The organism is Bacillus sp. ISL-7 (genome assembly GCF_018613065.1).
Window position 1 is genome coordinate 39,676 of record NZ_JAGGQW010000041.1, and the last position, 12,617, is coordinate 52,292.

12 protein-coding genes and 1 pseudogene are annotated in these 12,617 nt (G+C 38.7%); 11 read left to right on the forward strand and 2 right to left on the reverse strand.

Going from position 1 to position 12,617, the window contains the following annotated elements; all coding sequences use genetic code 11:
• The first annotated feature begins 6 nt into the window (after positions 1-6).
• From J7E66_RS16510 to J7E66_RS16520, 3 genes are read left to right on the forward strand one after another with little or no spacing between them, the layout of a single operon-like run.
• The gene (locus tag J7E66_RS16510; RefSeq protein ID WP_215001815.1) at positions 7-591 is read left to right on the forward strand and encodes a cob(I)yrinic acid a,c-diamide adenosyltransferase; all 585 of its coding nucleotides are present in this window, start codon (positions 7-9) and stop codon (positions 589-591) included.
• Between the two features lies 1 nt (position 592).
• On the forward strand, positions 593-1,084 hold the full coding sequence (locus J7E66_RS16515) for an ECF transporter S component (RefSeq protein WP_215001817.1): 492 nt from the start codon (positions 593-595) through the stop codon (positions 1,082-1,084).
• Positions 1,081-1,797 carry an ATP-binding protein gene (locus tag J7E66_RS16520; protein ID WP_215001819.1) on the forward strand — a complete coding sequence of 239 codons (717 nt, stop codon included), beginning with the start codon at positions 1,081-1,083 and terminating at the stop codon, positions 1,795-1,797. The genes J7E66_RS16515 and J7E66_RS16520 overlap by 4 nt, the downstream gene beginning before the upstream one ends.
• 17 nt (positions 1,798-1,814) lie before the next feature.
• Here the strand turns inward: J7E66_RS16520 and J7E66_RS16525 are convergent, their stop codons facing one another.
• On the reverse strand, positions 1,815-3,917 hold the full coding sequence (locus J7E66_RS16525; RefSeq protein ID WP_215001821.1) for a transglycosylase domain-containing protein: 2,103 nt from the start codon (positions 3,915-3,917) through the stop codon (positions 1,815-1,817).
• Positions 3,918-4,139: 222 nt separating this feature from the next.
• Between J7E66_RS16525 and J7E66_RS16530 the strand changes: the two are divergent.
• From J7E66_RS16530 to J7E66_RS16545, 4 genes and pseudogenes are all read left to right on the forward strand, one after another.
• Positions 4,140-4,830, forward strand: a pseudogene (locus J7E66_RS16530) (ABC transporter ATP-binding protein).
• A complete protein-coding gene (locus J7E66_RS16535; RefSeq protein WP_215001823.1) occupies positions 4,827-6,176 on the forward strand; it encodes an ABC transporter permease in 1,350 nt (449 codons plus the stop codon). The pseudogene J7E66_RS16530 and the gene J7E66_RS16535 overlap by 4 nt, the downstream one beginning before the upstream one ends.
• Before the next feature lie 108 nt (positions 6,177-6,284).
• Positions 6,285-6,551, forward strand: coding sequence for a phage holin (locus tag J7E66_RS16540; protein ID WP_215001825.1), 267 nt, complete (start codon positions 6,285-6,287; stop codon positions 6,549-6,551).
• A 266-nt stretch (positions 6,552-6,817) separates the two neighbouring features.
• Positions 6,818-7,042: a hypothetical protein gene (locus tag J7E66_RS16545; protein WP_215001827.1), complete on the forward strand. Its 225-nt coding sequence runs from the start codon at positions 6,818-6,820 to the stop codon at positions 7,040-7,042.
• Positions 7,043-7,103: 61 nt separating this feature from the next.
• On the opposite strand, the gene J7E66_RS16550 is transcribed toward J7E66_RS16545, so the two are convergent.
• Positions 7,104-7,334, reverse strand: coding sequence for a YczF family membrane protein (locus J7E66_RS16550; RefSeq protein ID WP_215001829.1), 231 nt, complete (start codon positions 7,332-7,334; stop codon positions 7,104-7,106).
• Positions 7,335-7,539: 205 nt separating this feature from the next.
• Here J7E66_RS16550 and J7E66_RS16555 point away from each other — a divergent pair, with 205 nt between their 5' ends.
• Genes J7E66_RS16555 through J7E66_RS16570 form a run of 4 tightly spaced genes read left to right on the forward strand, consistent with a single transcriptional unit; the run spans position 7,540 to position 12,616 of the window.
• On the forward strand, positions 7,540-9,126 hold the full coding sequence (locus J7E66_RS16555) for a spore germination protein (protein ID WP_215002069.1): 1,587 nt from the start codon (positions 7,540-7,542) through the stop codon (positions 9,124-9,126).
• Positions 9,126-10,337, forward strand: coding sequence for a Ger(x)C family spore germination protein (locus J7E66_RS16560; RefSeq protein ID WP_215001831.1), 1,212 nt, complete (start codon positions 9,126-9,128; stop codon positions 10,335-10,337). The genes J7E66_RS16555 and J7E66_RS16560 overlap by 1 nt, the downstream gene beginning before the upstream one ends.
• A gap of 29 nt (positions 10,338-10,366) precedes the next feature.
• The gene (locus J7E66_RS16565) at positions 10,367-11,473 is read left to right on the forward strand and encodes a GerAB/ArcD/ProY family transporter (protein ID WP_215001833.1); all 1,107 of its coding nucleotides are present in this window, start codon (positions 10,367-10,369) and stop codon (positions 11,471-11,473) included.
• Positions 11,474-11,509: 36 nt separating this feature from the next.
• Positions 11,510-12,616 (forward strand): GerAB/ArcD/ProY family transporter, encoded by a 1,107-nt coding sequence (locus J7E66_RS16570; protein ID WP_215001835.1) that lies wholly within the window; start codon positions 11,510-11,512, stop codon positions 12,614-12,616.
• Position 12,617: the final 1 nt, after the last annotated feature.

The window sequence follows — 12,617 nt, forward strand, 5'->3', positions numbered from 1 at the left end:
GTTTCAATGAGAATTTACACAAGAACAGGTGACAAAGGAAAAACAAGTATAATTGGTGGCAGGGTAGACAAGGATGATACCCGTGTGGAAGCGTATGGAACGGTAGATGAAGTGAATTGTTTTGTCGGTCAGGCGATTCAAGAGCTTGACCCCAAATTATTCAAGGACGTGCTTGATGATCTGGAGAAAATTCAACATGAATTATTTGATTGTGGAGGAGACCTTGCTAATGTGACTGAGAAGCGAGTAATAAAGCTGCAGCAAGAATCGATTGATTACCTTGAAAAGAAAATAGATGAATATATTAAAGAGGCACCAGAATTAGAAAGGTTTATTTTACCAGGAGGATCTAAGCCCGCGGCATCGATTCATATTGCTAGAACGGTGACAAGAAGAGCGGAAAGATTAGTTGTTAAGCTAGTCAAGGCTGATTCGAAAACACCTGAATTAGCCTTAATGTATCTAAACCGCTTATCAGATTATTTCTTTGCATTGGCTAGAGTTATAAACTTCCGATTAAATGTCAGCGACGTTGAGTATGTGCGCAGTGCAAAAGTATTCAGGGATGGGAAGCGTAAGGAGGAAAAGTAGTATGAAGGGAAAAGTGGTGAGCGGGCTGGCCATGTTAACAGCATTGTCAGTTGTCGGAGCAATGATTAAAATTCCAGCCATTGTCGGCAGTGTCGCATTGGATGTTTTTCCTGCGCTATTGGCAGCAGTCCTGTTTGGAGCGAGGGCTGGAGCTGTTGTGGCTGCATTTGGTCATCTGCTATCCGCTCTAATAGGTGGTTTCCCATTGGGGCCAATGCACTTTTTAATTGCTGTCGAAATGGCATTGCTCGTTTGGATGTTTGGACGTCTTTATAAAAACAATAAGGTTTTAGCAAGTGCGCTCTTCATTATTGGGAATGCATTTGTTGCTCCCTTACCATTTATTTTTTTAATGAATGTCGGTTTTTATATAGGAATTGTCCCTTCACTGCTAATCGGCTCGGTCATCAATACAGTAATCGCACTGGTTGCAATTCCAAGGCTTTCTTCATTGGTCACTTTTGACTTAGCGAAGCGTGAAGAAAAATTATGAGAGATATTATAACCATTCCTTTTAACAATATGGACTCGCTCATTATTGCATGCGACAATAGCGGAGCCATCGGGAAGAAGGAACAAGATCTAGTTCATGTCCCATACGAAACGGTAGCTTATTTTTCGTTTAGAGTTGCCGTTATGGAATGTATAGCAGCAGGGGGGGAGCCCATTTCAGTGGTGCTCCACAACTTCTGCGGAAATGAACCCTGGGCCGAGTTAGTTTCAGGAATACAAAAAGGGCTGCATGAACTAAATTTATCGGATGTACGGATAACTGGTAGTACAGAAAGTAACTTTTCACTCATGCAATCTGCTCTTGGTTTAGTCGTTCTTGGGAAAAAGTCCATTGCTCGAACGACAGAGCTAGCTTACTCTAACCAATTGAAATTTGCAGTGGTAGGCAGGCCTCTTGTTGGAAACGAAGTGATCGAACAAAAGGATCAAGTTGCCCCTCTGTCCGTTTTTCAAATGATCAGCAAGATTCAAGATGTCATGGTCTGGCCTGTTGGTTCCAGAGGGATTTTATATGAGATCAATCAGATGTTCCCTAATAAAGAAGTGTCAAAGGAAATGGTCATCACAAACGTGGATATTTTAAAATCGGCTGGACCAGCTACCTGCTTTCTGGCTGTGTATGATCCAGGACAGGAAGAAACAGTTATAAAAACAGCAGGAAGATTTTTCAACCTATTGGAAATAAAAAAATAGCACGCATCGATTGCGTGCTATTCACCTCTATTCTTAACCTTTTCTACTAATGAATTTACGGCCTCGCCGAGCTTATATAAAGCCTTATCCAAGCCCTTTTTCCATCCAGGGGCTTGTTCTTTTATGGTTTCACCTAGTTTTTGAGCATTTTCATTTAATTCTTTGCTTATCTTCTTCGCCTGTTCATTGATTCTTAGATTTGGGGGAGCTTCCCCGGCTAGCTGTGCATTAATTGAAGAAACTTCGAATTCTTCTTTCGGAAGATGCTGAATAGACTCCTTCATCATATCTTTAAAAATTGGCACCACATTGGCCGAACTCGCACTTGGCAGGTAATGCTCTCGGTCGGTTTGGTCAAATCCTAACCAGATTGCCCCGACAAGATTTGGAGTATATCCAACCATCCATTGATCCTTCGTTCCACTGACATCCTTAAATGGTAACTGGGTCGATCCTGTTTTTCCTGCAAGTTGCACTCCAGGAATACGGGCGCGTCTACCCGTCCCGGTTTCTACTACATTTAAGAGCATCGAAGTCATTTCATCCGTGACCTCTTCTGACGTCACTTTTGTGGTTTTCGCTTCCCTCTCTGCTAAAACATTTCCAGTCGGCCCAACTATTTTAGTAATTAAGTGGCTATCTTCACGCTTCCCGCCATTTGGGAAAGCTGAAAAAGCGTTTGCCATTTGAAGGGGGGAGACCCCTTGACTCATCCCGCCAAGTGCGATTGCTAGGTTTTTATCTTCTTTTGTAACAGGGATGCCAAACCTTTTTAATGAATCGATCCCTCTATCTAGGCCAATCTTATTTAACAGCCACACAGCCGGGATATTCAGCGATTTCTCAAGTGCCTTATACATTTCAACCTTTCCAGAATATGTTTTTGAAAAATTCTCTGGTTTGTAATTTCCGAAGGTGGTTGGTTCATCGACAAGCTTGGATGAATAGTTGTATCCTTCTTCAAGAGCAGGTGTATATACTGCCAATGGTTTGATCGTTGACCCTGGCTGTGCCCGTAATTGTGTTGCTCGGTTAAAGCCTCGGAATACATGCTCGCCGCGGCCGCCAACAAGGGCTAAGACTCCCCCTGATGCTGGGTCCATTAGTACGGAACCACTTTGAACTAATTTCCCCCCTTGGCTCCTTGGGAACAAGTAGTTTTTACTATAGACCTTTTCAAGGCCAGACTGAAGATCTTGATCCAAAGAAGTGTAAATTCGATAGCCTCTTGTTAAAATTTCCTCCTGTGTTATGCCATATTTATTGATAGCTTCATTTAAAACAGCATCCACATAATAAGGGTATTTTCGTTCAACAAAGCTCCCCCCCCCGTCGTGAAGGCGAATCTTTTCTTTCTTAGCCTTCGTATACTGTGAATTATTTATCATCCCTAGTTCTTTCATTTTTGCTAACACTGTATTTCGTCTTTTCATCGCTAAATCATAGTTTTTATAAGGGTCAAGATAATTCGGTGAATGCAGTAGTCCGGCTAGCATCGCTGCCTCACTGACCGTTACATCCTCGATATTTTTATTAAAATACTTTTTTGATGCATTGCTAATACCCCAGGCACCGCTCCCGAAGTAAACCTGATTGATATACATTTGCAGAATCTCGTTTTTGGTATAAACCTTTTCGATTTTTACCGCTAAAAATAATTCCTCAGCTTTTCGCTTATAGGTCCGTTCTGGTGAGAGAAGCGCATTCTTCGTTAGCTGCTGGGTTAAGGTACTGCCACCGCCTGTAATTCTTCCCGCAAACAAATTACTGAAAAAGGCACGGGCAATCCCTTTGATATCAAAACCGCCATGCTGATAGAAGCGTTCGTCCTCGATGGCAACGACCGCATTGGGGACATACTTTGGCAAGTCCTCGATCTTTACGCCCTTCGTCCGATTGGTAGCGACATTACTAGCCACTTTTCCATTTTTATCATAAATAACTGTCGGTTGACTGAGACCCTGCTTTAATGATTGAACATTTGCTCTCATCGCGAGCCAGCCGAAATAGAGGATGGTCGCTAAAACAACCACTAAGGTCATTAATAAGAATATTTGTGTTAAATGTTTCTTTTTCCAGAAACGAACGATTTTTTCCCGAAATGGATGCAATTTCTCCATGTGATCTCCTTACTTTAAAAGAGTAATTTTTAATTCTTTTATTATAAATTTTATCGAATTAAAAGACTAGTAAAAGCCATTTGGCTATTATTATTCCCCCATGGAACAAATAAAACTTAGTTACGTCTAACAAGTAGATAAAAAAATATTTTAAATTTATGTAGGGTTCATTAAAAAAAACTTCGTCTATTAGGTGTAATGAATGGGAAACAGGAGGAAATAATGATTACGATAAAAAATTTAAGCCATGATTTTGTGATTGGAAAAAAAGGAAGACAAACAATTATTCCGGTACTAAGAGATATTTCTTTGACGGTCGAAAAAGGTGAAATTGTTACGATTGTTGGCAGGAGTGGTTCTGGGAAATCGACTCTTCTTAATCTAGTGAGTGGTTTCATTCATCCGAAAGAGGGTGAAATTTGGATCAGCGGGGAAAAGGTATCAAATTTGACTGAAACGAAATTTGCAGATTTTCGAATTAATAATCTAGGATTTATTTTTCAAAGCTTTCAATTGATTCCGAGCAATGACTGCCTTTCAAAACGTGGAGCTGCCGCTTATATTAAAAGGTATTAACGAAAAGGAACGAAAAATCCAAACGGAAGAAATGCTTAAAAAAGTTGGTCTGCTAGAGTACCAGGATCATTATCCAGGAGAATTATCAGGCGGGCAGCAGCAGCGGGTAAGTATCGCCCGTGCCTTAATTGTGAATCCCCCGATTATTCTTGCCGATGAACCGACCGGCAGCCTTGATAGTGAAACAGAGGAAGAGTTATTGAAATTCATTAAGGAATTAAATACGGATTTAGGAATCACCTTTTTGATAATCACCCATGATGACAAGGTGGCCGATATCGGCAGCCGAAAGATTGAGTTAAAAGATGGCCGCATTGTCGAGGGGGTGCTGTTATGAAGTTAAAAGATCAATTCCGCTTCGTCCGCCAGAATATGAAGAAAAATAGAACGAGAGTATTTATGACGATTCTTGCGACAGCAATGGGTTGTGCCTTCCTAATTGTTCTCGCCTCTGTCGGGTTTGGCTTACAGAAATCAGTGGTAAAGGAAATTACTGAACGCAGGGTCATTACTCAAATTGATGTCCATGGCAAAGAAACAAAAAATCAAGGGGTTTTTCGTCCTTTAAATGATAAAGATATTCAAGTTTTTGAAAAAGTTAAAGATGTCAAAGCTGTCACAAGAAGGAAAATGTTGCAACAGGAAAGCACCTATTCGATTGGGAATTATCAAGAAGCAACGCAAACTTTTGTGGCGAATTTTCCAGCAGAAATAAAATCCGGTTTTGAATTATCTGAGGGCAGGCTGCCAAAGGGAAAAGATGAAGTGGCAGTAGGGTACGATTTCCTAACTAATCTCGCAGAAAAGGATGCTGGCGATGATTTGTACGATGAAAAGGGTCAGGTTAAAGAGGAGTATCTCTATAAAGGCGAATTACTTGGCAAGGAAATTAAGTTAACGGTCAGGAAGTTTAAAGAGGGCAAACAAGTAGAAAAAACGATTCCATTGAAGGTTGTTGGCATCTCTAAAAAGCCAACGAAAGAATGGGCCGAAGATCGAAGTGTGTTTATTTCGGATGATATGCTAACGGAAATTGAGACGTTTACCGGAACACCAAAAGGGTACCAGCTCGATGCCAATGGTGAAGTACCTGTCGACCTGAATGTCAATAAAAACTCGTATGATGAAGTTAAAATCTATGCTAAAAACATGGAAGCCGTCCAAAGTATCTCTGATCAATTAAAAGACAAGAATTATGCATCGTATTCAGTGGTAAATGAATTAAAAGAGGTAAATATGGTATTTATGATTGCAAAAGCAGGACTCATATTTATTGGAACGATCGCCATTTTAATCGCTTCTATCGGAATTTATAATACGATGACGATGGCGGTGACCGAGCGGGCTCCTGACATTGGAATTATGAAAGCAATCGGGGCGAGTCCAAAAACAATTAAACGAATCTTTCTGCTTGAAAGCAGTTATATTGGGTTGATTGGTGCACTCATTGGTACAGTCGTTTCCTATGGGATTAGCTATGCGGTGAATTTTGCGATTCCATTAATTATCAAACAGGCATTTGGTCAAGAATCGGACTTAGACTTGATATTTAGCGACATTCCGCTTATTTTACCAATCATTTGTATTGTAATTTGTTATGGTGTTACGATTATCTCAGGATTTCGACCAGCACAGCGGGCAACAAAAGTTGATGTATTAAAAGCAATGCGGAGAGAAGTTTAGTTACGAGGTTATCCAATGAAATTCCGCACCATTCGCGGACAACCAATTCCTAGTCCAAGCATATGTTAATAGAAAGATTGTTTGACATAAAGGAAAGGGCTGGGGAAGATGATTAACTGGAAAGTCCGATTAAGAAATCGGAACTGGGTTATCGCGTTTGTATCTCAAATTATGATTGTTGCTCAAATGGTGTTTGCATGTTTAAATTCCTTTGGGATCATTGATTTTCAACTCACTGATGCTATTCAAAATTCTGTGTTAACCTTTTTAAATGCTGTATTTGTAGTGCTGTCTATGTTAGGAATCGTACAGGATCCAACCACCAAGGGCTATGGGGACAGTGAACGGGCATTAAAATACAAGGACCCAAAATAATCTAATGAAAACTGGCTATCTGCATACCCAGAAAGATAAAAAAATGCCTCTGATGATGAAAACCAGAGGCATTTTTTCATATCTTCAATTCTAGGACTGTTGACCTAAATTCTACATTTATTACCATAATGTCTACAATTTGCTAAATGTTTGTTAAAATAAGGATGAGAGATATGGTAAGTGGAAATTTAGGTTTGACCCTGAGTAGTACTTTTTTGTTGTTTTTGGAATAGAATTAATGATCCATGGGGAAAGGGGTCCTTAAAATGTGGTTTTGGATTACTATTTCTGCTTTATGTTTCGTCCTATTGCTGATTGTAGAGGAATTCATCTACTATTTTTGGAACCGTTATGTGTATGGTGCAAATTATGAAAGAAAGAGGAGATGGTGGGGGAGTCTGTCTGCTGTAGGTGCTATATATATACGGTTGTTCCATAAAAGAGAAAAAGAAAGATCGAATACTAATTCAGATAAGGGCTTGCCATTATAAGGTAAGCTCTTATCTTTTTTTATATTTTCATGAAAAATGAAAACCGTATTATTTTTACGTTTTAGTTAGATGAATTCCCTTTTTTCTTATTTAAATAAGCACCGAAGGAATCAATGACGAAAAACAATATAAATAATAAAACAATGATATATTCGGCTGCCTCCATTACCCTAAAAGGGTTAATTGCCTTCCAAATAATTCCTGAAATACTTGCGCCCATCAAAAGATCCAACGAAATAATTAGTATTAAGCTGCCAAATGCCAGCAGGGTCGTTACAAACAATATTTTCAACCTCACCACACCCTTAGGAATATCTTGTTTTTATTGTTCTTTTCTAAGCTGTTCCTTATTCTAACCCGTATATTTTAATTATGGTTGTATAAAAAACCACTTTCAATGGGATAAAGTGATATACCTTGGGCAATATATCCAGTATTGGGAGAAAAGAGTTCAAATAATTTTTCAGGAGGCGGATATTGTGTCGATTTTGTCTAAAATGCTCAAAAATAAACAAAAAAAGAGACAGGACGATAATTATAGGCAAAAACAAGATCCGCAAAAACCAGAAGACACGCCTATTTTAAGAGATTATCAAGAGAATATATCTCATATCTTAGAGGAAGTTGGCAATAGTTCCGATATTATCGTCCGTGAGTTTAAGATTGGTGCATATAAAGGTGCCCTCGTTTATGTTGACGGATTGGCCAATATGATCTCAATTGCTGACTATATATTAGAAACACTAATGGAAGCAAAGGTCCCCGATGAACCAGTCGATATATTTCAATTCATGCTTGATAAAACAATGGCACTAGGAAGTGTCAAGACCATTTATAATTGGAATCAAGTATTTGATGAATTGTTTTCAGGAGATACAGTTATTTTTTTACAGGGATGCAATAAGGCAATCAGCGGTGAAACCAAAGGATGGGAAAAGCGTTCGATTACTGAGCCATCCACACAACTATCGATTCGTGGTCCAAAGGATTCTTTTACAGAAACTCTTCGAACGAATACGGCATTAATTCGCCGCCGGATTAAAAGCCCTAATTTAAGAGTGGATTCCATGAAGATAGGTGCTGTTTCCCAATCTGATATCGCCATAATGTATATAACAGGAATTGCTAATGAAAAAATTGTTGAAGAAGTCAAAGAAAGGCTTAAACGAATCGATATCGATTCGGTGCTTGGTTCTGGATATATAGAGCAATTGATTGAAGACCAAACTTGGACAACATTTCCAACCACTTACCATTCAGAAAGACCGGATGTCGTAACATCACATTTACTGGAGGGGAGAATTGCTATTATTGTAGATGGCACTCCGTTTGTAGTTACAGTTCCAGCAATTTTTATTCAATTTTTCCAGGCACCGGATGATTACTATTCACGATTTGACATATCAACAGGAATTCGATTGTTAAGAATTTTAGCATTCCTTATCGCAGTTATTGGACCTTCAGTTTATATTGCTGCGACCACCTTCCATCAAGAGATGATCCCGACGACGATGGCGATTGCTATTGCCGCTCAACGGGAAAATGTTCCCTTTCCTGCTTTTGTTGAGGCATTAATCATGGAGGTTACATTTGAAATTTTAAGGGAGGCGGGGCTTAGGCTTCCAAGGGCTGTTGGTCAGGCCGTATCTATTGTCGGAGCCCTCGTAATTGGTCAGGCAGCCGTACAGGCTGGTTTCGTCTCTCCTGTAATGGTTATTGTCGTTTCAATTACTGCAATCGCAAATTTTTCCACACCCGTATTTGCTATGGCGATTGCGGCAAGATTAGTCCGCTTTGTCCTGATGGGATTAGCTACGATATTGGGCTTTTATGGAATCATGTTAGGGCTGATGTTCATGTCACTTCATTTATGTTCGCTTCGCTCGTTCGGAATTCCATACATGATGCCGCTAGCACCTTTCAACATCCATAATCAACAAGACGCATTTGTTCGCTTTCCAGTCTGGGCTATGAAAAATAGACCAATGTTTATTAGCAAGGGCAATATGAAGAGGACAGGGAAGCATCAAAAGCCTGGTCCACCTAAACCAACAGAAAATCAACCTAAAAATGGTGAAGAATGATGAAAAAATGGTTCATTATTATTTTAATCTTAATCATGTTTCTGCCGATACTGAGTGCTTGCTGGAATCAGAAAGAGTTAACTGATTTGGCCTTTGTGTTGGCACTTGGTATTGATAGGGGAGAGGACGATCTATACCATATTTCGTTCCAGCTTGTTAATCCAGCGAATGTTTCAGCTGCGCAAGGTGGAGGAGGCCAGGGGCTGCCGATAGCCGTTTATAAAAGCACTGGTAGAACCATTACTGAAGCATCTAGAAATGCAACGAAAAAGGTTTCGCGTCGTTTATATTATGCGCACACCAATGTAGTTGTTGTTAGTGAGGAAGTGGCACGTGATAGAACTCTAATGCTTAAAATGTTAGATGCCTTTGCAAGGGATCCAGAATTTAGAACAACTACAGAGCTAATTATAGCAAGAGATTCTACGGCAGAGGAAATAGTCACAACTCTGACTATTCTCGATAAACTGCCTGTTACTAAGATTACAAAGGAGATCAAATCAACTGAAGCTATGAAAGGGGAAAATATAAGTATAAGTATAGATGATCTCATTGATGGAATTGTCAGCAGTGGAAAAGAACCTATTCTAAACGGTTATCGACTAATTGGTAAGAAAGAAGAAGCCAATAAAGCAACTAATTTGCAAAAAACAACAACCGATGCTTACCTCTCAGCTGATGGCTTAGCGGTTATTAAAGACGGTGAATTGACTGGTTGGATTGAAAGTAACAAGGCTCGTGGAGTGATCTGGGTCCTAGATAAAGCGAAGAGTACCGATATAACTCTAAAGTGGAATGGTATGAAAAATGCCATTAGTATGGTGCCTATTAGGTCAAAAACCAAAGTTTCAACTATCTTTAAAAATGGAAAACCTGTAATAAATATTAAAATTGAGAATGAAGGCTGGATTAGTGAAGCGAATACCGCAATTGACTTGATGGATCCAACAATTATTGGGAAAATTGAAAAGTTAGTTGAAAAAGAAATTAAAAAGGAAATACAGTCTTCAGTAAAGGAAGCCCAGAAACTAAAGTGTGATATCTTCGGGTTTGGTGATAGTGTACATAAATCTAACCCTAAATTATGGAAGAAGCTAAAGGGGAATTGGAACGATTATTTTGCAAACCTGGAAGTGAATGTTAAGGTAGATTCTTACGTACGTCGCGAAGGAGTACGGACAAATCCATTTTGGTCAGACATTAATAAATAACGCGAAGTAAGGAGGGGGGACGATCGTACATGGAAAAGGCAAAAATAAGTGGATTCCAATTGTTCGTGCTGATTGTTTTGTTTGAAATGGGTAGTGCCATTCTTCTTGGTCTTGGTTCAGAAGTGAAACAGGACGCCTGGATAGCGATATTGCTCGGTTTAGCAGGCGGAATTCTTGTTTTTTTTATTTATTACCGATTATATATGTACTATCCTGACCTGCCCTTAACTAGTTATCTTCAAAAAATTTTAGGAAAATGGCTTGGACGGTTGATTGGGTTCTTATATATTGTCAATTTTATTTATCTTGCATCAAGGGTATTACGAGATTTTGGAGAGTTATTAACAACAACTATTTATAATAGCACTCCACTATTTGTGATCAATACTTTGATGATCCTTACTATTATCTATGGGCTCCATAAAGGGTTTGAAGTAATAGCCCGAGTTGGAGAAATTTACTTTGGAGTTGTTTACCTGACAGCGATATTAGGCATGCTGCTAATTACCTTTTCGGGTTTAATTCATTTGAGTAATCTAACCCCGATCTTAGAGAATGGATTGAAACCTGTTATTAAAACCTCTTTAACTCAAACCCTCAACTTTCCTTTTGGAGAAATGGTTGTTTTTACGATGCTGCTCCCGTTCTTAAATGATAAAAAAAAGGCCAAAATAGTCTGTGTGGGTGGGATGATATTAGCGGGAATAAATATTGCCATTACAGTGGTAGTAAATATTTCTGTTTTGGGAGTGGATCTCTTTCGTCGGTCCTCTTTCCCCTTATTAAACACAGTAGGAAGAATCCAAATTGCCGATTTTATCGAGCGTTTAGATGTATTATTTATGCTCTATTTAATCATTGGTGGTTTCTTTAAAATTGCCATTTATTATTATGCTGCAGTGGCCGGAGCTGCCGATATCTTTCAATTTAAAGATCAACGCAAGCTTGGGTTTCCAATTGGAATGCTCGTTTTATTTTCATCAATAACGATTGCATCAAATTTTGCAGAATTTATAAAGGAAGGGCTGATTTTTGTACCAATTTATTTGCTTTGGCCTTTTCAAATTATCATCCCCTCAATCTTACTAATCATTGCTTTTATTCGTAACAGGAAGAAACAAACAAGCCCGGCTTAAATAAATAACCCTTTTTAAGGGGGGGATCAATCGTATATGGAAAAGGCAAAAATAAGTACAATCCAATTGTTCGTTCTGGTCGTTTTGTTTGAAATGGGTAGTGCGATTCTTGTTGGGATCGCGTCAGATGTGAAACAGGATGCTTGGATAGCCATTTTGCTCGGTCTAACTGGCGGTATCATGATCTTTTTTATTTATTACAAATTATATATGTACTATCCTGACCTTCCTTTAACTAGTTATGTTCAAGAAATAACTGGAAAATGGCTTGGACGGTTTATTGGGTTCTTATATATAGTTTATTTTATTTATCTTGCAGCAAGGGTATTGCGAGATTTTGGAGAGTTATTAACAACCACTATTTATAATAGTACACCATTGTTTGTGATCAATACCTTGATGATCATTACTATTATCTATGGAATCCATAAGGGGTTTGAGGTCATAGCCCGAGTTGGAGAAATTTATTTTGGGGTTGTTTACCTGACTGCGATATTAGGAATGCTGTTAATTATCTTTTCTGGGTTAATTCATTTTGGAAATTTAAAACCGATTTTAGAGAATGGGTTGAAACCGGTAATAAAGACATTTTTAACCCAAACCATAAACTTTCCTTTTGGAGAAATGGTCGTCTTTACAATGCTGCTCCCGTTTGTAAATGATAAAAAGAAGGTTAAAATAGTCTGTTTAAGTGGAATGATATTAAGCGGAATAAATATTACCATTACAGTAATAGTAAATATTTCAGTATTAGGGGTAAATCTCTTTAGTCTTTCCACTTTCCCACTATTAACGACAGTAGGGAAAATTCAAATTGCCGATTTTATCGAACGTCTCGATGTCTTGTTTATGCTCTATCTAATCATTGGAGGTTTTTTTAAGATTGCCATCTACTATTATGCTGCAGTTGCTGGTGCCGCTGATATCTTTCAATTAAAAAACCAACGAAAGCTCGGGTTCCCACTCGGAATTATCGTCTTATTTGCATCAGTTACGATTGCATCTAATTATTCGGAACATATAAAGGAAGGGCTGGTTGTAGTACCTACTTATTTACATTGGCCCTTTCAAATTATCATTCCTTCCATGTTATTAATTATTGCTTTTTTCCGGAATCGGAAGAAAAAGAAAAACCCGTCGTAGT